Genomic DNA, 21254 nt, shown 5'->3' with positions numbered 1-21254 from the left:
CGACAGCTTATTCCTGAGCGCAAAGCTCAAGCAGTTCCTTGTGACGGTCCCGCGCCTGCCCCTGTACACGCTTGACGAAGGGCTGCGGCAGATCCGGGCCGAGGCGCGTTCCGTATTTCTCGCAGGATTTATCACCGATCAGCTCGGCGAACCTGACCCATGTCCGAAAGGCAAAAACATCCCGCAGGCTGAGGATCGGCTTGGAATTGCTTGGTCTTTCCGGGGCAGGCATCGGAATGTCCGTGAAATACGCCTCTTCGATCCCGCTCCAATCGGATGGTGTTTCAAAGTCGTCCCCCGCACCCTCGGAATACTTAAACGCGGGGTATTCCATACTGTATTCAGAACATCCGTGGGATATTTTTGAGTGAACCCCGGTGATCTCAAATTCCGCCTGTGCGGCACGGAAAATCGCAAGACACTCTTTCGCCTCTGCGATCGACTCACAATAGATATACGCCTTATAGGGAAACTTGACCGCTTCGCGCAGCTCGATCATGCTTTTTCTGGCATTGTCCCTGGGCAGCTGCAGGTTGAGCAGCAAGAAATAGACCTGAAACATCCCCTCAAGGTTCTCAGGCAGGATCTGCACCTTGTAGCACTCGTGGCACAGGCCACAAATCACCTTGGTTTCTTCAAAGAAATTCAGGCGTTGGCCGCAATTCCCATGCTCGCCATTGATGGTGATGGTTTGACCCACATAGATCTGGGCGATGGGCACGGCCAACTGGATATTCTGTGTGTCCAGGGCTTTCATCCAACCGGAATAGGCGGCGGTCTGCCGTCCGGTGTCGACCAGGGCTGCCTGCCAGCCCTTTTTCAACCCGCCCGTCACCTCAAGCTGCGCTTTGCTGTAGGCGCCCAGATGCTGTTTCGGCAGGTTGGAATATTCCAGCATCGTCACAAGCTGCCGGATGGCCTGTCGGTCATTGGGCTTGAGTGAAACCCGCTTCTCAAGACGTTCCAGCTGCGCGTAATCCATCACTCTGGCCTCCTGCTTCGGGTTTGGCCCGCCAGTTTTTCTTGTGATTGCGCCGAATGAGATCGCCGTCAACTGAAATGCGCGAAACTGGCTAGCTGCCGGATTGTTCTGAGACGATCTCTCCGAGCCGGGTAAAGAATTTCCCCGACAGTTTCTTGGCAGTCCCGGCAATCAAACGGCTGCCAAGCTGGGCGATCTTGCCGCCGACATCCACCTTAGCAGTATAGGCAAGAACCGTCTCGGACCCGTCTTCGGTCAGGGTCACATCGGCACCGCCCTTGGCAAACCCCGCAGCCCCGCCTTTGCCCTCGCCCTGCAGCGAAAATCCGTCCGGTGCCTTGGATTTATCCAGCGTGACCTGCCCCGCGAACCGCGCTTTCACCGGGCCGATTTTCAGAACCACCTTTGCCTCAAGGTCTTGCGGCGAAGATTGGGTCAGCTCTTCGCAGCCGGGGATACATTCCTGCAGGATATCGGGGTTGTTCAGCGCCTCATACACCACGTCCCGCGGGGCAGCGATGCGGATTTCGTCACTGAGTTCCATTCTGGCATCCTTCGCACAACAGCTTTGTGCCTATCAATAACGCGGTTTTTGCCAAATGTTTCAATTTTTTGTTTCAAATCAGGATACGCGACCCCAAATCTTACCTAATCGGGCGCCACCGGTTTGCGGTGACGCCCAATGCGATCAGTCGCTGATCGCGCCCTCTTCGTCGCGGCGTTGATGCATCTTGGCTTTGACACGCGCGCCTACGATCAGAGGCAGAACAAATCCGATCAGGGCAATGGACCACAAGCCGATGGCCAGCGGGCTGTCAACCAGCGTCCACCAGTTGCCATTGTCGATGGTAACCGCGCGGCGCAAGTTATTCTCCATCGAGTTGCCCAGCAGCGTGCCCAGAATGATCGGCACCAGCGGCACGTCCAGCTTGCGCAGAACCCAGCCCATGACACCGAACCCGATCATCACCAGCAGGTCAAAGCTGGACCCCGAGATGCCGTAAATACCAACAAAGCTGACCATCGCCACGACGGGCATCAGGATACGCGAGGGCACCATCAGGACGCGGGTGAACAGGCCCACCATCGGGATATTCATCGCGAGCAACATAAAGTTGGCAATGAAGAGCGCAGCGATCAGGCCCCAGACCACATCCGGGTTCTGGGTAAACAGCAGCGGTCCGGGCGTGATATTCAGCGCCAGCAGAACCGCCAGCAGCACGGCGGTGGTCCCTGACCCCGGCACGCCCAGCGCCAGCATCGGCACCAAGGCCCCCCCGGCGGCGGCGTTGTTGCCGGCCTCGGGCGCGGCGACGCCGCGCGGATCACCGGTGCCAAATGTGTTGTCCTTGTCGACCAGCCGTTTCTCCATCGAATAGGAAATAAACGAGCCCAAAGACGCCCCGGCCCCTGGCAGAACCCCCGCCAGAAAGCCCAAGAATGAGGTGCGCAGCATGGTCGGCATGCATTGCTTGATCATCGACATCGGCGGGTAAAGCCGCCCGATATTCAACTTGCGCCCAGCGGCATCCGACCCGCCATGACGGTTTTCCAGAAAGATGAACACTTCGGACAGGGCAAACAGGCCGACAATGGCGACAAGGAAATCGAGCCCATCATACAGGTGCACCTCACCAAAGGTGAACCGCGGTACGCCGGTCTGGGTATCGACACCAATGGTCGCCAACCCAAGGCCCAGCGCAGCGGCAAAGGCCGATTTCGCCTGATTGGTCGAGGACACGCCGCCCAGCGTCATGAAGGCCAGCGCGAACAGGGCGAAATACTCAGCCGGTCCAAACAGCAGCGCGATCTTGACCAGCTGCGGCGCCAAAAAGATCAGGCCCCATGTGGCCAGAAACGCACCAATGAATGAGGCGATACCGGACAGCGAGAGCGCCTCGCCCGCAAGGCCTTTTTTGGCCATCGGATGCCCGTCCAAGCAGGTCATCATCGCAGGCTCGTCCCCAGGGATGTTCAGCAAGATCGACGAGATTCTCCCGCCATACATTGCCCCATAATAAACACTGGTCAGCAGGATCAGAGACGGCGTCGCGCCCAGCCCCAGCGTGAACGCAAGAGGAATCAGAATGGCCACGCCGTTCGACGGGCCCAGACCGGGCAACGCGCCCATGATCGTGCCCAGAAAACAACCCAGCAGGGCCAGCAACAAGTTTTGCCATGTTAGCGCGATAGCGAATCCATCGCCAAGGGATGCAAGAGTTTCCATGACGTTCCCCTTAGAAACCCAATGGTCCGCGAGCCAGTGACAGGCCCAGAACCAGATGGAAGATGACGTAGATACCGACAGAAGTACCGATTCCGACCACTACGCTTTCGATCGGACCAGATCCCAGCCGCCAGGCCAGGTAAGCCGCAGCAAAGGCGGTAGAGATTACAAATCCCAGAACCGGCAACAGCTCGGCATAGAACATCATCACGACTACAGCGGCGCCGACTTCGACCAGCCGGCCCAGCGCGGGCCACTCGGGCTCGGCATCCGGGCGCAACGCGATGACCGCGCTGGACAGGCCAAGGATGGCGGCGACAATCAGTGGAAAGGCCTTGGGGCCAACCGCGTCTGACAGAAAGCTCTCTTCAATCGCCAGCGCTGACAGAGCAAAGCCGATGGCAAGAAGAATGCCGAAGACCCCGAATATGCGATCACTCATGGGTATCTCCTATGTAAGGGAAGTATAGGTCTGGTCGGGGTGCCGCGCGCCCGGCGCGACACCCCGCTCTCAGGTGAGTGCTGGTCTTATTTGATGATCCCGATCTCTTTCGAGATGGTCTGGATCTGACCCACGGATTGCGCAACAAAATCCTGGAAAGCTGCGCCTTGCAGGTCCAGCGGGGCCAGACCATTGGCGGCCATGACCTCTTTCCATTCATCCGAGGCGTAAAGATCACCGATCTTACCAACCCAATCGCCATAGGCCTCATCGCTCATTCCGCCAGGGGCGTAGAACCCGCGCCAGTTTGCGCCGATGGCATCAATGCCCTGTTCCTTGGCCGTCGGGAAATCGGCGAATTCGCCGGGAAGACGTTCAGGCGCCAAAACGGCGATGACTTTGATATCGCCCGAGTCGACAAAACCCTTGGCTTCCGAGATGTCACCGGTAAAGGCTTGAACCGAACCGGCCAACAGTTGGGTCACAGCTTCGCCGCCGCCATCAAAGGCGATGTATTTGACCGACCGTACGTCCTCGATGCCATAGGCATTGGCCGCGATCAGAACCTTCAGGTGATCCCAACCGCCTACGGCGGAACCGCCCGCCACGGACACAGACGTCGGATCGGATTTGATCTGATCCAACAGGTCGGGCAGCGTGTTAACCGCGCTATCGGCTGCAACGGCGATCACGCCATAATCCGCACCGATGGCCGCTAGCCAACGCACCTGATCCATGGTGTTGCCTGGATAGGCGCCCTGCGCCAGGCGGGTCGCCGTGGCTGCGCTGGCCGCTACGATCAGCTCATTATCCTCGCCGCGCTTGTTGACGACCTCGGCAAAGGCAACACCGCCACCGCCGCCGGCCAGGTTCACAACCTGCATGGTCTGGTCGATCAGACCCAGATCCTGCAGAGATTTACCGACCTGACGGCAGGTGAAATCCCAACCGCCGCCGGGGTTGGCCGGGGCAATACATTCCTGTGCGCTGGCGCTCACGCCGGACAGGGCAAAAACAGCAGCCGCAATCGCGCCGCTTGTTCCAAACAGTTTCATTCGTGTCTCCTCCTCTGGTCTTTTTGGGCTGCGTCCTGCAACCGAAACCTGTTCCCGCAAGGGTCTGTCCTTGCGGGCTGGTACTGTTTACAGAATAATGCTGTCACGAACCTGTCACAGAAATTCAGGGCAGGGCGCGGGGGGAAAATGCGCGTATTGATGATCGAGGATGCCGTAGATCTGGCCGAAGGCGTAATAGCTCATCTGGCGCGGTCGGGCGTTGTCTGCGATCTAGCGACCACTGTCGAATCCGCACGTGATTTCCGCGCAGTTCAAACCTATGACGCGATGCTTTTGGATATAAACCTGCCTGACGGGTCCGGCCTGAACTTTCTGGGCAAAATCCGAGACAGCGGCGACCGCACCCCAGTGCTAATGCTGACGGCACTGACTTCGGTCGAAGATCGTGTCGCCGCTTTGGACAAAGGTGCCGACGATTATTTGGGCAAGCCTTTTGACCAGCGCGAGCTTGAGGCGCGGTTGCGCGCCCTTGTCCGGCGCGATGCCGATCGCAAAAGCGAACAGATCACGCTGGGTCCGCTGATCTATGCCGCCAAGGATCGCAGCGCCATGCTGAACGATAAACGCCTGAACCTAACCGCGCGCGAGGCGGCGGTCCTGGACGCCCTGATCCGGCACGAAGGTCAGTATCTGTCGAAATCCCGGCTGTATAACTCGCTTTACGGGTTCGAAGACGCCGATGTGGGGGAAAACGCGATCGAGCTGTATATCGCACGGCTCCGCAAAAAATTCACCGGCAGCGCCATCAGCATTACCACCCAGCGTGGGGTGGGGTATCGGATCGGTCTGAATGACTAGGCTGCGCCTGCCCCACAGCCTGACGGCCCGCGTTCTAAGCGCGGTGGTTTTGATCCTGATTCTGGGCGGGTTTCTCGTTGGTCTGTCGATCTGGGCCAATGGTCGCCTTGCTGCGCGGCAGGCCTATGACCGGCTGCTGCTGGGCGCGGCCAGTGACATTGCCGAATCCGTTCGCATTCAAGATGGCCAACCCTTTGTCGACCTTCCAGTCTCGGCCTTTCAACTGTTGGCACAGGCGCCTGATGACCGTATTTTCTATGCGGTTCAGGTACCGGATGGCCCGTTCATAACCGGGCTGGACCGGGACACTGTGATCGAGGTGCCGCCACAGACTGGCACTGCGCCGGTCTATTTCGCCTCTGATCTGAACGGGGAACCCGCCCGTTTCGTCCGCGTTACCCGCCTGTTTGCCGAGCGCGATTTCTCGGGCGAGGTGGAAATTCTGGTCGGCCAAACCCTGCGCGCGCGCCAATCCATGACCGTGGGCCTGATGCGCGATGCCTTGCTGCCCATGGCGGTGGCCGGGATGTTGCTGCTGATCATGTCGTGGTTTGTCACCCGCTCGGCCCTGCGCCCGCTTGAGGCGCTGTCCGATGACCTGACCCGTCGCGATCCTTATGACCTGACACCGATGGCCAGCGACGGGTTGCCACACGAGTTGCAGGTGATGCTAAGCGCGATGAACCGGTTCATGGGGCGGCTGGATCGGCAAGTGGACACGATGCGAAACCTGATTGCCGACACCGCCCATCAACTGCGCACACCCGTGGCCGCAATCCGGGTACAGGCCGAGATTGCGCAGGACGATCCCGACCTTCCAGCCCGCACGCGCGCGCTGGATCGGCTGTTGGGGCGCACCCGGTCACTGGGCACGCTGCTGGATCAGTTGCTGTCGCGCGCCATGGTGATCCACCGTATCGACAGTGCGCCGCGGCTGCCCGTTGACCTACGCGAAGTGGCGCTGGACGTGCTGGAACACAGCGATCATGAATTGATGGCCCCCACCATCGAGGTGCGTCTGGAAATCGGCGATACGCCAGTTCTTGTGAATGGCGATGCCTTTTCGATCGGCGAAGCCGCCAAGAACCTGCTTGGCAACGCTCTGCGTCATGGTCTGCCACCCGTCCGTATTGGCGCCGCGCAAGAGGGCGCGCGCGCTGTTCTGTGGGTGCGCGATCAGGGACCCGGGCCTGCGACCATAATCGCCGATCAGCTGGGGGACCGGTTCAATCGCAGCACCGGTTCGGGCGAGGACAGCACCGGTCTGGGCCTGTCCATCGTGAAATCCACTGCTGAGGCCTTTGACGGCCGAGTCGAGATGGGGCGGGATGAAACCGGGTTTCGCGCTGCGCTGAGTTTCCCGGCCAGAACAGATGAGAGCAGCACATGATCCGAGCCCTAGCCCTTGTAGCGCTGAGTTTGATTCCTTCGCTTTCGCGCGCCCAAGAAGCCATCGCAGAATTCGGCGCAGGTCAGGATCCGATGTTGATCCGGTCAACCACCGACATTGCGATCATCGCCCCCGTGCTCGAACGGTTTACGGCGCTGAACCCCAATCTGCAGGTCACTTATGAACAATGGGGATCAAACGCTCTGTTCCAACACAGCCGCACGGTCTGTAAATCAGGTGAGAATCCTGCAGACATCGTGTTCTCATCCGCGATTCAACAGATGGTCTGGCTGGTGAACTCGGCCTGCGGACACCGGTTTCAATCCGACCTTACCAATGCCCTGCCCGCCGCGCGACGCTGGCGGGATGAGCTGTGGGGGATCACCACCGAACCCGCCGTCATCGTCTATAACAAGACCTTGTTACAGGATCAGAACGTCCCACGCAGCCGGTTCGCCCTGCTGGACATGATGCGGACCCAGCCGGATCTACTGCGTGGGCGCGTGGCAACCTATGACATCGCGGCCTCGGGTCTGGGTTATCTGTTTGCCTATGGAGACAGCCTTGAGGCCACGACTTTCGGCTCTTTGATCGAAGGTTTTGCACGTATCGACGCGGTGGCCACTTGCTGTTCTGCGGAAATCATCCGCGATGTGGCCAATGGGCGCTTTTTGATCGCCTATAACGTGTTGGGGTCTTATGTGGCCAATGCCAAGGCTCCGGGCATTGGGGTGATCCTGCCAGAAGACTATACTCTGGTCCTGTCACGCGCCCTGATGATCCCGCGCCAGGCGCGGAACAAACAAGCCGCCACGGGATTCTTGGATTTTCTCCTGTCGCCACAGGCGCAAACCCTGCTGGCAACTTCGGGTCTCGTCGCCCAGATGGACACAGCCGATACGGGGTTAACGCCCAGCGCCCGAAGGTTCATCGCCCTGTCGCCGGCCCTATTGGTTGCCAGAGATCAGAACCGACGGGCCGAGCTGTTTAAGCTGTGGAACGACGCCTTCGACGTGGAAAGTGCGCGCTAGGTCTTTTCGTCGATGGCCGGTTCGATATCAGGCCGAACCGGTTCGATCTCTGCCTCGATAACCTCAGGCTCATCGGCCTCGTCGACCTCATCCATATCGGTGTCGGCCTTGTCCTCAAGCGCGCCAACGATCAGCGGCAGCATGTGAACACCGGTGGCTGAGGCGATCTCTGGCGTTTGAGGCGTTTGCCAGCTGAGCGTGTCAAAGCTGTGGCAGTTCTGACAGACCGGACCCCATTCCGGCTGAATGTCATGGCAGTTGTCGCAGACCCATTGCGGCCCGCGCGGCGCGTTCAGCGCCTTTGCCAGCCAGCCCTGCACAACCACATCCGAGGCCCCTTCGCCGCGTTCAATCGCTGCCATCAGCGTGTAGGCGCGGGCATCAGCCTGTTTTTCGACCACATCCCCCAGCGCGCGGCGGGCTTCGGGGAAATCTTCGGCGACGATGTTCAACTCGGCCAGAATCAGGCAGGTTTCCGGATTCTGCGCGTGTATGCGGGTCAACGTCGCAAAGCGTTTGATGCGCTCGGCCGGTGATTCATCCGGTGCAATATCGGCAAAAGCATGGGCCAGATCGGGATGTGGCTGTGCCTCCCATGCTTTTTTCAGAATCTTCGTTGCGGCACGCGGCTTGCCTTTTTCGATATAGGCACGGGCAGCCATCGCTGCGGCAGGCACCAAATCAGGGGAAAGGCGGTTGGCCTCGATTGCCTGTTCCTGCTGTTCTACGGTCGAACTTTCGTCCAGAATGCCCTTTGCCTCGGACAAAGCGAGCACCGCATCGCGGCGCTTGAACACATCGCGCGGCAAATGCCCGGATTTCAGCTTGGCGGTCAGCGTTGATCGCGCCCCAGCCCAATCCTGCGACTTGGTCTGCAGGCCCAGCAGGATATCTTGCGTTTCTTGATGGCGTGGCTTGATGGCCAATGCCTTTTCGGCCAGCTTCCGGGCGGTGTCATCATCGCCTTCGGCCAGCTTCTGCTTCATGATACCGCGCACCCCCACAAAACGCGTGGCATTATTCGTCACCAGTTTCTTATAGGTTTCAGATGCCTTTTGGGTATCGCCATTCATCTCGGCGGCCTGGGCCACCAGCAGGTTGGTCAGCTCGGGTTTGTTCAGCAGCTTTTCGGCCTTGGCGGCCTTGTTCATCGCGATCCGCCCCTCACCCGAGGCAAGCGCCATGATCCCATCGGTTAATGCCTGATATCCGCGCTGTTCCCGGCTGCGGTCGAAATAACGCGACAGGGCTGTTTCATCCCCATTGAGGAATTTCAGCGTGGCGATCAGCAGGGTCAGCAGCTTGAAGAACAGCCAGATCGCAATGATCATCACGCCTAGCGCAATGACCGATTGAAGCGGACCAAGCGTGTATTCCGTGCCACCCGCTGTGATCTGCACCCCGCCTTTGGTTTCCATAAGGAACCCGGCGCCAAGAGCCAACAAGCCGACAATCGCAACAAAAACAAGGATCTTAAACAGTGACCACAGCATAGCAGGCCCCTCAGTTCGAGTTCGCGCTTGAGGCAAGCGCATTTGCAGAATCCACAGCAGAAACCCGCGTCTGGGCCGCCTGTTCCCACCCTTCAAATGCAGCTTTGGCTGCATCGGGCAGGGATTTCAGCTCATCCAGGGCAGCAGAGACATCTCCGCCCGACAAAGCGGCTTGAGCCCGCGACAAGACCGCATCGGGGCTGTCACCTTCTTGCGGGGTAACCGAACGTGCACCCGTCTGGCGCTGCAAAAACGCGACAATTCCGGTGCCCTTGTCCGCGTCCCGCGCATCGGCCAGCGCCGTGCGCGCAGCGGGCGCAAAGCTGTCCTGAAGTGCTGCAATCGTCGCGACACCTTCGGTCGCCGGTGCTGCCAGCGCCTCGGGAACGGTTACGCCTGCGGCCTTCAGTTCTGCAATCAGGTCGCCATAAGGTTGACCCGTATTCAACTGTTCATGCACCCGTGACAGAAGGGCTGCATTGGTCGCCGCCAGCGATTTTGCTGCAGCCTCGGCCTCGAGCGTCTGAGCGTCGGACACCATCTTTTCCACCTCGGCCCGTTGCGCGGCCAAAGAGTCCTGGAGTTTTTTCAGCTCGGCCTCGATGGCCGCGCCGGTTTCAGGTGAAGCGCCCTGCGTCAGCGCGCCACTTTCCAACTCGGCCAAACGGCTGGCAAGCGGATCAACCTTGTTGGTCAGATCGGATATTCTGGATTTCACCCCATCCAGATCAGCGGTGATTGGCGCGATTTGGCCGGTCAGCGTGTCAATCTTCTGGGACAGATCCGACCCGTCGGTCAGAGACTTCGACAGTGTTGATATCTGATCGGATTGTGCGGTCAGCTTCGCCTCAAGCGCGGCGATTGCGTCGGACTCACCCGAGGAGAACGCGCCGCTTTGACCCAGAGCGAACCCGGCCGCCGCAGCAATCGCACCGCCAATAAGCGCCGGGATAAAGCCGCCGCGTTTTTCGACCGGCGGTTCTGCGACGGTCTGATCAGGCGACGTAAGAGAGGCTTCGGCTTCGGCTTCGGCTTCGGCTTCGGCTTCGGCTTCGGCTTCGGCTTCGGCTTCGGCTTCGGCTTCGGCTTCGGAAGGCGTTTCGTCTACGGGGTCAGCATCGTCAACAGGTGCCTCATCCGGGGTCTGGACAATGTCCTCGACTGCGTCAGCCTTGGGGTCATCTTCCGGCTTTTGATCGGTTTTCTTCTTACCAGCCACCGCAATGTTCCCCTTTTCGAATCCAAAACAACCTGAACAACTAACCAGACTAAGTTAATCTGTGGCCTCGCCGCCCTCAACCCGCATCGCATGTTTCACAAGCTTTTTAACGGCTTTCCGCATTTTCTTCGGTGTCGGCTCTTTGGCAATCTTCAGGCGGGCATAATCCAAGGAATAAAGGGGTTCAGCCGTGGCCTCGCTGATTGCAGCCAGCCAAAGTGGTGCCGAACCCACCCAGATGTCGGCAAATTGTCGCGCTGTTCTGGGTGAAAATATGGGGGCAATCACCGGTTCATTGCCCTCAGCAACGGCGCCTGCCCGATCTGTGAGCGGTAACAGGTGCTGTTTATAGACAGGCTGTTCACGCACAGCCAGACCGGATTCGGTCAACCGTTCAGCAATGTTACCCCGGCTGTGTTCCCCCCGAAGATGAAGCAGCGGGCTTTGGGGCCGGTGCTTTAGCAGGTTTGCAATCAGCTCTTCGGCGGTAGCACCCACCATCTGGGCATCCCAGCCCGCGCCTTTGGCCGTTCCGGTGGTAACAGGACCGACACAAAAGGCCGGCATCTTTCGAGATACATCTAAAGACGTCGCCGCATTAACGGCGTTGGCCGAAGTAAAGATCAGCCCCTTTGCTTCATCCGCATGCACTTGCACCGCCAAAGGTTTGATTTCCAGAATCGGCGAATGGATAACCTCTACCCGGCTTCTGATGCGGGTTGGCAACTGCGCGACGAACCTTTCAGACGCAGCGCGCGGGCGGGTCATCAACAAATACAACAGTTGGCGCCTTCGGCCTTGGGATTGTTTGCATCCGCGCAGGGTGATACCCCGCTTGGCAACCAAGGTGTAACGGATCAGGCCAATGGTGCAAACACTTACTGTCCTCGGGTTGGAAAGCAGCTGTGATGACACGGCCGCCGCAGTCGTGCGCCAATCCGATGATACAGCCGCCGAGGTGCTGTCCTCGGTTGTCTATGGCCAGACCGAATTGCACAGCGCATTTGGTGGCGTGGTCCCTGAAATTGCCGCCCGCGCGCATGCGGAAAAGCTGGATATCTGTGTGATTCAGGCGTTAGAGGCCGCGGGTCTGGGCCTTGCCGACATGGACGCTATTGCCGTAACCGCCGGTCCCGGCCTGATTGGGGGGGTTATGTCGGGCGTCATGTGCGCCAAAGGGATCAGTGCCGCCACGGGCCTGCCATTGATCGGAGTCAACCATCTGGCCGGTCACGCGCTGACGCCACGCCTGACGGACGGGATCGCGTTTCCCTACCTGATGCTGCTGGTCTCGGGCGGGCACTGCCAATATCTGATTGCCCATGGGCCCGAGCAGTTCACCCGTCTCGGCGGCACCATCGACGATGCCCCGGGAGAGGCCTTTGACAAGACAGCCCGCCTGCTGGGCCTACCGCAACCCGGTGGCCCCTCGGTCGAGGTCGAAGCCCGCACGGGCGATCCCAAGCGGTTCCGGTTTCCGCGGCCACTGCTGGACCGTCCGGGCTGCGATTTGTCCTTTTCCGGGCTCAAGACCGCGCTGATGCGAATGCGCGACCAGATCGTGGCTGAAAAAGGTGGCCTGACGCGACAGGACCGCGCCGATCTTTGCGCCGGGTTCCAACAGGCCATCGTGGACACTTTGGCCGAGAAAACCCGCCGCGCAATCGACCTTTACCTATTGGAAGGCCCTGCGGAGGCGGTTGTGTCTGTTGCGGGCGGCGTTGCGGCAAATACGGCCATTCGTACCGTGTTAGAGTCTATCTGCGTCGAAAAAGGTGCCCGATTTACCGCCCCTCCGTTAGCCCTGTGCACCGACAATGCCGCCATGATCGCCTATGCCGGAATTGAACGTTTCCGCACTGGTGCCCGCGATGATCTGACCCTGACCGCGCGTCCGCGTTGGCCTCTGGATGAAACCAGCCCGGCCATGTTGGGCAGCGGCAAAAAAGGAGCCAAAGCATGAGCGTGTCGGTTCTGGGGTCCGGAGCGTTTGGAACAGCTCTGGCGATTTCGCTGGCCGGGAAAGGCCCCGTCACGCTATGGGCTCGGGATCCGGAACAGGCCCAGATGATGCAGAACCATCGCGTAAACAGCGCGCGCCTGCCGAATGCACCTTTGCCCAAGGCGATTACGGTTACTTCGGACGCTGATCTGGCGGCAGAAAGCGAAATCATCCTCCTGTCCGTGCCGATGCAGAAATTGCGGAGCGCGTTGTGTGCGCATTCCGCTACCCTCAGAGATAAAACGCTGGTCGCCTGCTGCAAAGGGATAGAGCTGACCTCGGGCCTTGGGCCGGTTTCCGTTATCCGTGAAACCGTCCCAGAGGCGCGCGCTGCGCTGTTGACCGGGCCAAGCTTTGCGAACGACATCGCGCGCGGCCTTCCCACCGCATTGACCCTCGCTTGTGCGGATGATGCGATTGGCCGTGACCTGCAGCATGAATTGAGCACCACAAATCTGCGCCTCTATCGCACCGCGGATACTATCGGCGCCGAACTTGGTGGGGCCTTGAAAAACGTCATGGCCATCGGGTGCGGGGCCTGCATTGGCGAAGGCATGGGCGAAAGCGCCCGTGCCGCCCTTATGACGCGGGGCTTTGCCGAGATGCAGCGCTTTGCGCTGATGCGCGGGGCCCGCCCTGAAACATTGATGGGCCTGTCGGGTATGGGTGATCTGGTACTGACCTGCTGTTCCGAACTGTCCCGGAACTATCGATTTGGCCTGTCGCTTGGGCGCCAGGATGCTTTTGACACAAACACAACCGTCGAAGGTGTTGCCACGGCCAAGGCTTTGGCCAAAATTGCCAAGGCCGAAGACCTGGACATGCCCATAAGCACAATCGTTTCAGAAATAAGCACCGGAAAATGCAGCGTTGGTGAAGCCATGCGCTGGCTGCTGAACCGACCCCTGAAGGAGGAATAACATGCTGATCGCCCTTATCGCCAAGGATAAACCCGACGCGCTGCAAACCCGGCTGGATAACCGTTCCGCCCATCTGGCCTATATCGAAGAAACCGGTGTTGTTGCCCAGGCCGGACCCCTTCTGGAAGGCGATGCGATGATCGGATCACTGATCATCCTCGAGGTCGAGGATATGACGGCGGCGCAAAACTGGGCCGACAATGATCCCTATGCCAATGCAGGACTGTTCCAGTCAGTTGATCTGATCGTCTGGAAAAAGGTGGTCGGCTGATGGCGTATTGGCTGTTCAAATCCGAACCCTCGACCTGGAGTTGGGACCAGCAAGTCGCCAAGGGCGCAGAGGGCGAAGAATGGGATGGGGTGCGCAACTATCAGGCACGCAATTTCATGCGGCAGATGGCCGTGGGCGACCGTGGTTTTTTCTATCATTCGCAAAAAGACAAGGCGATTGTCGGCATTGTTGAGGTTTGCGCCGAAGCCCATCCAGACAGCACCACCGAAGATGAGCGTTGGGAATGTGTGGATATCAAAGCCGTGCGCCCGTTCACCATCCCGGTCACGCTGGATCAGATCAAAGTGGATGAACGTCTGGATGAGATGGTTCTGGTCAAGAATTCCCGCCTGTCCGTACAACCGGTCAGCGATGCCGAATGGCAGGTGATCTGCGATCTGGGGCAGACGAAATCGGATTGATTAAAGGGAAGGTCCTGACAGATGCAGAACCTTCCCTACCCCGCGTGCTCCCGACTCACCACACGCGTATAGAATTTCGGTTCTGACCGTCCTGGTCACAAACTGACACTAGCCCATTTGGCCGGTTTGGCACAAACAACAAGTACCTAAAATTGGAAACGCCCGCCACAGATCGGGCGGGCGCTGATTGGTCGAAACCCGGATTTAGCTATAGACCGACTCTTTGCCGAAATGCTTGGTCAGCATATAGTAAACGACAGCACGATACTTGTTGCGCTCGGACATGCCATAGGTTTCCAGCGCCTTGTTGATCGCTTCCATCAACTCGGGGCCGTCGGAAAGGCCCAGTTTCTTGATCAGGAAGTTGTTTTTGACGGTCTCAAGCTCACCTGACTGAGTGGCTGCCACGGTCGACGCGTCGGCGTCATAAATCGCCGGACCACATCCGATTGTGACCTTGGTCAAGAGGTCCATGTCGGGGTCCATCCCGCATTTGTTTTTCAGATCATCTGCGTATTTGGCGATCAGTTCGTCGCGTTTTCCCATGAATATTTCTCCCGTTGAGCAGCTTTGGCTGCGATTTTCAATGCGCCTATGAACAGGTGTCGGAAGGTTAGTCAGTTGTTCTGTTTACACAAAGGGAAAATTTCAGGTCATTCCCCGTAAGCGAAATTATGGCAGCACAGATAGACTCCGCGTACCACAATGCCTGATTCTGGCCTTCTGTTAAGGGTCAGGTGGTTTGGATTCAGGGCGCAGCGGGAAAATGTTGAAACCAGCGCAGCGTGCCGACATGGCACCTACTAACCGACCGGTGGTTATCTGCAATATCCCCAACCCGGTCCCTGAAGATGGAAGTGGTCCGCATGCAGCCGGTTGTAGTTTGGCCCAAGTACCACCCGAAACCATTCGCATGCACCCCGGCCAATCCGGTGTAGAAAATCTGCTTCGGGTCCGGGTGTTGTCCAGTCCGACAGCAGGCTCAGGCTTCGCCCATCTGCCAACTCGACCCCGACAATATCGATGGCATCAGCGGTGGCATGACTGCTCCAACCGCTGTCCTTTCCCTGCGCGGTGCGCATTCGCCGGCAGTTATAGCTGCCCAGGTGGCGCAAGCTGCGCACCCTGCTGCCAAACATCTCGCGCGCGGCGGGTTGGACCACATGGTGTTCCCACATGGCCAATCGCAGAGCCGTGGCACAACGGGTCTCGACGCCATTGACGCTGGCCGTGGTTAAGCCCGAGAGAACCCCGCGCCCGGCTATTCCGCATTTCTCGTCGACAATCAGATCCTCGACCAGGGAAAAGCTTACCCCCGCCCCGGCCAATGCGGCCCTGCACTGCGTTTCATCGGCCAAAGCTCGTCGCATTTGCACAGGTGTGACCGGCGTGACCCGAGCCGTAATGGTCAGATCTCGCAAAGGGTTCCAGTGGTCCGGAACCGGTGATTGCGGGTGGGACAAAAGCCAGTAGCCACCCCCACCCATCAAAACCACCAAGGCGAGTGCTGAGAAAACGAAAGACGCCGCCAGATGCAATATCCGACGGCGTCCAGAAGGTTTGGTCATGCCTGACCCGCAATCAATAGCGGTAATGTTCAGGCTTATAGGGGCCTTCCGGATTCACACCGATATACGATGCCTGTTCGCTGTCCATCTGCGTCAGCTTCACGCCGATACGGTCCAGATGCAGGCGTGCAACCTTCTCGTCCAGATGTTTAGGCAGGATGTAGACCTTGTTTTCGTACTGATCGCCTTTGGTGAACAGCTCAATCTGGGCCAACACCTGATTGGTGAACGAAGCCGACATCACAAAAGACGGATGACCGGTGGCGTTGCCCAGGTTCAGCAGGCGGCCTTCGGACAACAGGATCAGACGATTGCCCGAGGGCATCTCGATCATGTCCACCTGTTCCTTGATGTTGGTCCATTTGTGGTTCTTCAGGCTGGCCACCTGAATTTCGTTGTCAAAGTGACCAATGTTGCCGACGATGGCCATGTCCTTCATCGCGCGCATATGCTCGATACGGATCACGTCCTTGTTGCCGGTCGTGGTGATGAAGATATCCGCGCTGTCAACTTCGTCTTCCAGCAGCGTAACCTCGAACCCGTCCATCGCGGCCTGCAGGGCGCAGATCGGATCAACTTCGGTCACTTTCACACGGGCACCGGCACCGCGCAGCGACGCGGCCGAGCCTTTGCCCACGTCACCATAGCCACAGACCACGGCAACTTTACCAGCCATCATAGTGTCGGTGGCGCGGCGGATACCGTCGACCAGCGATTCCTTACAGCCATATTTGTTGTCGAACTTCGACTTGGTGACACTGTCGTTGACGTTGATCGCTGGGAACGGCAGTTGGCCTTCCCTGACCAGCTGGTACAGACGGTTCACGCCGGTCGTGGTTTCCTCGGACACGCCTTGGATCTGGTCGCGCATTTTGGTGAACCAACCGGGGGACGCGGCCATACGTTTGGCGATCTGCGCCTTGATGGCCTCTTCCTCTTCCGAGCCCGGTACGGGGATAATGTCTTCGCCCGCTTCGGCGCGGGCGCCCAGCAGGATATACAGCGTCGCATCGCCGCCATCGTCCAGGATCATGTTGGGGCCGTCGGTGAACAGGAAGGATTTGTCCAGATAATCCCAATGCTCTTCCAACGTCTGGCCCTTGATGGCGAACACCGGAATTCCGGCTTCGGCAATCGCCGCCGCCGCGTGGTCCTGGGTTGAGAAGATGTTGCACGACGCCCAACGCACATCCGCGCCCAGCGCCACAAGTGTTTCGATCAGAACGGCTGTCTGGATGGTCATGTGCAGCGACCCGACAATACGCGCGCCCTTCAGGGGCTTTGCGTTACCGTATTCCGCGCGCAGGGCCATCAGGCCCGGCATCTCGGTCTCTGCAATATCCAGTTCTTTGCGGCCAAACCCGGCCAGCGAAATGTCTTTGACGATATAGTCCCCGGCCATCAGGTGCTCCATTCCGGTATAGTTCAATCCGGGTTGCCCTAGCATCCCTTTTGGGACGTGGCAACGCAGATGGCCGGAAACGGGGTTTTAAGCCGCCAAAATCAACTTGGTATGCCCTCTACCTTGATTTTGGGGATCGCTTGGAAAAAGTCGGTCCCAACGGCGACAATGCAACTGATGCCGTTCGGACGTGTCACCAAAACGGTATAGCTACCCGTTTCCTCTGAGGTCCAGACCTCCATCACCGATTGCGAGCCACTGGATTTTTGCAATCCGCCAAAGGCCAGTTCCTCGGAATAATTGTCCTGTAGCGTTGAAATCAGTTGATCACGCAACGCACAGCTTTGCTGGGCAAAGGCAGGCGGTGCAGTGGCGGCCATACCAAAGGCCAGAGCAATTCCTAACAAACGCTTGAACATAGCAAGCTCCTTTCGATACGAGTTACGTCCGAGAGGGGCACACCGGGAGGAGCATGCGCCCCCCTCGGTACAAATGTCGGTATCACCGCGTGCTTGTTCAAAGCACGATTGCTCAAGAAAAAGTTGGCAGCTGGTGATCTTGACAGGTACAGCTTACCACAAAAATGCGAATTTAATGTGTCCCACTTCACAAGGCATAGCAGAATGGCAACACAACCCCGCGCATGGCAAAGAATGCTGTCCGGGCGCAGGCTGGACCTGCTGGACCCAACACCGGTGGATATCGAGATTGAGGATATCGCGCATGGGCTGGCCTTTGTGGCCCGCTGGAACGGGCAGACACATGGCGATTTCGCCTATTCGGTGGCCGAGCATTCGCTGTTGGTCGAAGAGCTTTTTGGTCGTATTGCCCCCAAGGCACCGGTCAAATGGCGGCTGGCGGCCCTGTTACACGATGCGCCGGAATACGTGATCGGAGATATGATCTCTCCGGTCAAATCCGCTGTCGGTCCCGACTATGGCGCACTGGATGACCGGCTGGCTGCGGCGATCCACATCCGGTTCGGCCTACCCGCTGCGGTGCCTAAAACAGTAAAACGGCAAATCAAAAAGGCCGACAAGATCAGCGCCTGGATGGAAGCCACCCAGATCGCGGGCTTTTCCGAGACCGAGGCGACAAAATTCTTCGGCCGCCCGGACAGGGTTATTATGGAAGGGCTGCAGATCAAATTGCGGCCACCTGTTGAAGTAAGATGTGCCTATACGCATAGACATTCGGCATTGATGGCCGAGATTGGGCCCTGACCACTATCAGCCTTCTGATCGCGCCACCTTCTGAAAGACGTTACCGTCCATCTCATGGGCATGCCAACGCACTGGCGTCGCCTTCAGATTTGTTATTTCGGCCTTGCCCTCAGTCTTTTGTACTTCAATCTGCATAATCGTACTGCTGGCAATGTCTCTATCGGCGAAACCCCACAGCAGACTTCCCAGGGAATAGGCGATTGGCACCGTCCGATCTCCGGTCTGTGTGCGATACAGCTGAATCGGCTGGGGGACATGGGGGTGGTGGCAGACGATAAGATCAGCTCCGAATTCGGCCAAGTCCTGTGCGGCCTCTTGCTGCGCTCGGCGCGGGAACAGCTCGAACTCATGACCCCAATGAATAATCGCAATAACCAGATCACAGCCAGCCGCTTTTGCGTTCGAAATCTGTGTCTTTAGAAGGGTGGTGTCCGGCGCTTGATGCTTTGAAGTCAGCTTGGCGATATTGATGCTCTGCTTTTGACCTTCAGGAAGCGCGTGGCCGTTGGTACCAAAAGCGCAGGACGCAAATCCGAACTTTACCCCTTTACGTTCGATCGTTTTGACGGCTGTGGCTTCTGTCAAACTCTCATTCACGCCGATTTGCATGATATTTCTGTCACTTAAGACGTTCAGAGTTGTCTCAAGCCCCTCAACACCCATGTCGAGAATATGGTTGTTTGCAAGGTTCAAAACATCAATGAACCTTTCGTTATGGCTGGTCAAAGCATCGAACTGTCCTTCTGACGCACATTCGATCGGCGGGCCAGCGTCCCCGATCACTTCGTCAATCAAAGGCTGTGTCGTTACAGGTGACTCGTAGTTGGCGACCAAAATATCATCCTGAAACAAAAGATCTTCGATCTCAGCATATACTTGATCTTTTGTGACACTGGCCCTGTGGGTTCTTAGAATGTCCCCGGCAAAGCTCAGAGTGACCGAATTTGATGTGTCACTGATGTCAGCGGTTGAAAGTTGTACCGTCGTTTTAGTCATAAAGCCGGACTGATCCAGCTCCGTTTCAGGCTGCTGAATGGGGTTCTTACTTTTATAGACCCAGTACAGGTTGTCCAAAATGTTCATTTCGGAAAGCTCACCCGCAGCGCCTTTTCGTGGCCGCGCCCAAAACCCAAATCTCTCTGCTGCCCAGGTGACAACAGAGACAATGACTTTAAGGGCAGGGTTGGAAATACGGAGGCTTTCGTATGGCGTATTAGGGAGCGGCGACACTTCGATACATCTCAACTATTTGTTCGGAAAATATAAATATTGAACTTAACGACAACAAAAATTGGTTAACAGACACTAAATTAAAGTCTTCAGGGGTTGCGGGCCATCAGCCGCGACAAAGCATATGTTTGATAGCCGCCTGTCGAGACTCAATTCGGTTTTCCGGCTTCATGAGTTCTGGCCTGGTATGCGCAAGCTATACTCACGATCTCATCGCGGGCTGCGCTTCGCCAAGATCCGTTGCAATGTCCGGCGGTGCATGTTCAGGCGTCGCGCGGTTTCACTGACGTTGCGATCACACAGCTCATAGACCCGCTGGATATGCTCCCAGCGCACGCGATCCGCGCTCATTGGGTTTTCCGGCGGCGGGGGCAGTTCGTCGCCCTTGGCCAGCAATGCGTTGGTGATGTCGGTGGCGTCGGCGGGCTTCGACAAATAGTCGGTGGCACCGATCTTGACTGCGGCCACAGCGGTGGCAATCGCGCCGTACCCGGTCAGAACCACAACCCGGCTGTCGGGGCGCTTTTCGCGCAGCACTTCGACCACATCCAGGCCGTTGCCATCCTCCAACCGCAGGTCAACAACCGCATATGCAGGCGGGCGGGCTGTGGAAATGGCGCGGCCAGCGGCGACAGAGCCCGCGGTTTCAACCTCGAACCCGCGTTTTTCCATGGCCTTGGCCAGACGTCTCAGAAACGGTTCGTCATCATCCACCAATAACAGCGATTTATCCGGGCCGATGTCGAGGTCAGAGCTGTCCGCCATATTCTATTCTTTCCGCTAATTCACGCCGTTGGCTTAAACATGAGTAATAGCAGCGCCATTGCAAAGGTCAAACAGACCGTTGCGTTCTAGATCTTGTCCAGAAAGCAGCCCACCTTGTCAGCCATCTGCTCGGCTGTGTCATTGCGATCGAAAAATTCGATAAACCCGTCCTGGGGTGTGACCAGATAAGTAAAGGTCGAGTGATCAACCAGATAGTACTCATCACTTTTGTCATGGGCCTTATAATAGGTCTTATAGGCCTTGCTGGCGGCCTTGACCTGCTCGGGCGTGCCGGTCAGGGCGATGGTCTTACCACCAAGGTTAAAGGCGTAATCGGCCATAACTTCGGGTGTGTCGCGATCCGGATCGATCGAGATAAACAGCGGCGTCACCGATTGCCCGCGTTCGGCCAGAATATCCACCGCTTCGGCATTGCGGGACATGTCAAAGGGGCAAACATCCGGACAGAAGGTATAGCCGAAGTAGACCAGCGTAGGTTCGGTTATCACCTGATTGTCGGTCACAGTCTCGCCCTTGCCGTTGATCAGTTCGAAGGGCCCGCCAATGGTGGCCGTACCCCCTGCGATCTGGCTGGACCGGCACTGCGCGAATTTGTCGTCCGAGCCTGCGCCGCGCGTCAGCAGCCACATGGCCCCCAGACCTACGGCCAAAACAACTGTTGCAAGGATAGCGTATAGACGGACCATGGCATCTTACCTGACGATAGAGGAGTTGTTGATCGTTCCGGCCGGGACACCTATCAAGATGAACAGCCGATGCAACAGGACATAAT

The 21254-nt window shown here is 58.0% G+C and carries 23 protein-coding genes; 8 read left to right on the top strand and 15 right to left on the bottom strand.

The genetic code is table 11. From position 1 onward, the window contains the following. Positions 1–7 precede the first annotated feature (7 nt). The 5 genes from AC2FH9_RS17360 to AC2FH9_RS17340 form a co-directional block, all read right to left on the bottom strand. Positions 8–982, bottom strand: a complete 975-nt coding sequence (locus AC2FH9_RS17360) for a hypothetical protein (RefSeq protein ID WP_496872364.1) — start codon at positions 980–982, stop codon at positions 8–10. Between the two features lie 91 nt (positions 983–1073). Further along, on the bottom strand, positions 1074–1526 hold the full coding sequence (locus AC2FH9_RS17355; protein WP_142637510.1) for an SRPBCC family protein: 453 nt from the start codon (positions 1524–1526) through the stop codon (positions 1074–1076). Positions 1527–1670: 144 nt separating this feature from the next. Then, a complete protein-coding gene (locus AC2FH9_RS17350; RefSeq protein WP_142637508.1) occupies positions 1671–3209 on the bottom strand; it encodes a tripartite tricarboxylate transporter permease in 1539 nt (512 codons plus the stop codon). Positions 3210–3219: 10 nt separating this feature from the next. After that, positions 3220–3651, bottom strand: a complete 432-nt coding sequence (locus AC2FH9_RS17345; RefSeq protein WP_271950677.1) for a tripartite tricarboxylate transporter TctB family protein — start codon at positions 3649–3651, stop codon at positions 3220–3222. Positions 3652–3737: 86 nt separating this feature from the next. After that, on the bottom strand, positions 3738–4706 hold the full coding sequence (locus AC2FH9_RS17340; protein WP_142637503.1) for a Bug family tripartite tricarboxylate transporter substrate binding protein: 969 nt from the start codon (positions 4704–4706) through the stop codon (positions 3738–3740). 147 nt (positions 4707–4853) lie between these two features. Here AC2FH9_RS17340 and AC2FH9_RS17335 point away from each other — a divergent pair, with 147 nt between their 5' ends. From AC2FH9_RS17335 to AC2FH9_RS17325, 3 genes are read left to right on the top strand one after another with little or no spacing between them, the layout of a single operon-like run. Further along, positions 4854–5525, top strand: a complete 672-nt coding sequence (locus AC2FH9_RS17335; RefSeq protein ID WP_496872363.1) for a response regulator transcription factor — start codon at positions 4854–4856, stop codon at positions 5523–5525. After that, positions 5518–6915, top strand: a complete 1398-nt coding sequence (locus AC2FH9_RS17330) for a sensor histidine kinase (protein WP_496872361.1) — start codon at positions 5518–5520, stop codon at positions 6913–6915. The genes AC2FH9_RS17335 and AC2FH9_RS17330 overlap by 8 nt, the downstream gene beginning before the upstream one ends. After that, on the top strand, positions 6912–7946 hold the full coding sequence (locus tag AC2FH9_RS17325) for an ABC transporter substrate-binding protein (protein WP_496872359.1): 1035 nt from the start codon (positions 6912–6914) through the stop codon (positions 7944–7946). The genes AC2FH9_RS17330 and AC2FH9_RS17325 overlap by 4 nt, the downstream gene beginning before the upstream one ends. On the opposite strand, the gene AC2FH9_RS17320 is transcribed toward AC2FH9_RS17325, so the two are convergent. Genes AC2FH9_RS17320 through AC2FH9_RS17310 form a run of 3 tightly spaced genes read right to left on the bottom strand, consistent with a single transcriptional unit; the run spans position 7943 to position 11426 of the window. Continuing rightward, positions 7943–9439 (bottom strand): heme biosynthesis protein HemY, encoded by a 1497-nt coding sequence (locus AC2FH9_RS17320; protein ID WP_271950672.1) that lies wholly within the window; start codon positions 9437–9439, stop codon positions 7943–7945. The genes AC2FH9_RS17325 and AC2FH9_RS17320 overlap by 4 nt on opposite strands. Positions 9440–9449: 10 nt before the next feature. Further along, positions 9450–10658: a COG4223 family protein gene (locus tag AC2FH9_RS17315; protein WP_496872357.1), complete on the bottom strand. Its 1209-nt coding sequence runs from the start codon at positions 10656–10658 to the stop codon at positions 9450–9452. Positions 10659–10712: 54 nt separating this feature from the next. Next, complete coding sequence (locus AC2FH9_RS17310) at positions 10713–11426, bottom strand: uroporphyrinogen-III synthase (RefSeq protein WP_496872355.1); 714 nt, start codon at positions 11424–11426, stop codon at positions 10713–10715. A gap of 97 nt (positions 11427–11523) precedes the next feature. Here AC2FH9_RS17310 and tsaD point away from each other — a divergent pair, with 97 nt between their 5' ends. Genes tsaD through AC2FH9_RS17290 form a run of 4 tightly spaced genes read left to right on the top strand, consistent with a single transcriptional unit; the run spans position 11524 to position 14273 of the window. Beyond that, positions 11524–12621 (top strand): tRNA (adenosine(37)-N6)-threonylcarbamoyltransferase complex transferase subunit TsaD, encoded by a 1098-nt coding sequence (gene tsaD / locus AC2FH9_RS17305; RefSeq protein WP_271950666.1) that lies wholly within the window; start codon positions 11524–11526, stop codon positions 12619–12621. Next, the gene (locus tag AC2FH9_RS17300; RefSeq protein ID WP_142637486.1) at positions 12618–13580 is read left to right on the top strand and encodes an NAD(P)H-dependent glycerol-3-phosphate dehydrogenase; all 963 of its coding nucleotides are present in this window, start codon (positions 12618–12620) and stop codon (positions 13578–13580) included. Before tsaD ends, AC2FH9_RS17300 begins: the two co-directional genes overlap by 4 nt. A gap of 1 nt (position 13581) precedes the next feature. Beyond that, positions 13582–13851, top strand: coding sequence for a YciI family protein (locus AC2FH9_RS17295; protein ID WP_142637484.1), 270 nt, complete (start codon positions 13582–13584; stop codon positions 13849–13851). After that, positions 13851–14273 carry an EVE domain-containing protein gene (locus AC2FH9_RS17290; protein WP_281995804.1) on the top strand — a complete coding sequence of 141 codons (423 nt, stop codon included), beginning with the start codon at positions 13851–13853 and terminating at the stop codon, positions 14271–14273. Before AC2FH9_RS17295 ends, AC2FH9_RS17290 begins: the two co-directional genes overlap by 1 nt. A 204-nt stretch (positions 14274–14477) precedes the next feature. Here AC2FH9_RS17290 and AC2FH9_RS17285 read toward each other — a convergent pair whose 3' ends face one another. The 4 genes from AC2FH9_RS17285 to AC2FH9_RS17270 all read right to left on the bottom strand — a co-directional run bounded on the left by AC2FH9_RS17285 (position 14478) and on the right by AC2FH9_RS17270 (position 17662). Then, positions 14478–14819, bottom strand: coding sequence for a DUF2853 family protein (locus AC2FH9_RS17285; protein ID WP_496703286.1), 342 nt, complete (start codon positions 14817–14819; stop codon positions 14478–14480). Positions 14820–15091: 272 nt separating this feature from the next. Further along, positions 15092–15841: an extensin-like domain-containing protein gene (locus tag AC2FH9_RS17280; protein ID WP_496702940.1), complete on the bottom strand. Its 750-nt coding sequence runs from the start codon at positions 15839–15841 to the stop codon at positions 15092–15094. A 13-nt stretch (positions 15842–15854) separates the two neighbouring features. Further along, entirely contained in the window at positions 15855–17243 is a 1389-nt protein-coding gene (gene ahcY, locus AC2FH9_RS17275) for an adenosylhomocysteinase (protein ID WP_282022174.1), read from the bottom strand. Positions 17244–17344: 101 nt separating this feature from the next. Further along, positions 17345–17662, bottom strand: coding sequence for a hypothetical protein (locus tag AC2FH9_RS17270; protein ID WP_496872352.1), 318 nt, complete (start codon positions 17660–17662; stop codon positions 17345–17347). Positions 17663–17866: 204 nt separating this feature from the next. Here AC2FH9_RS17270 and AC2FH9_RS17265 point away from each other — a divergent pair, with 204 nt between their 5' ends. Beyond that, on the top strand, positions 17867–18466 hold the full coding sequence (locus tag AC2FH9_RS17265; protein ID WP_281995807.1) for an HD domain-containing protein: 600 nt from the start codon (positions 17867–17869) through the stop codon (positions 18464–18466). Positions 18467–18472: 6 nt separating this feature from the next. On the opposite strand, the gene AC2FH9_RS17260 is transcribed toward AC2FH9_RS17265, so the two are convergent. From AC2FH9_RS17260 to AC2FH9_RS17250, 3 genes are all read right to left on the bottom strand, one after another. Then, positions 18473–19549 (bottom strand): CapA family protein, encoded by a 1077-nt coding sequence (locus AC2FH9_RS17260; protein WP_496872351.1) that lies wholly within the window; start codon positions 19547–19549, stop codon positions 18473–18475. Positions 19550–19906: 357 nt separating this feature from the next. Further along, positions 19907–20461, bottom strand: coding sequence for an ActR/PrrA/RegA family redox response regulator transcription factor (locus AC2FH9_RS17255; RefSeq protein WP_142637470.1), 555 nt, complete (start codon positions 20459–20461; stop codon positions 19907–19909). 86 nt (positions 20462–20547) lie between these two features. Further along, positions 20548–21168 carry an SCO family protein gene (locus AC2FH9_RS17250; protein ID WP_496872349.1) on the bottom strand — a complete coding sequence of 207 codons (621 nt, stop codon included), beginning with the start codon at positions 21166–21168 and terminating at the stop codon, positions 20548–20550. Between the last annotated feature and the right edge of the window lie 86 nt (positions 21169–21254).

It is taken from the genome of Ruegeria sp. CDSC081 (assembly GCF_059610485.1).
This window is presented reverse-complemented; position numbering and strand designations above follow the sequence as displayed.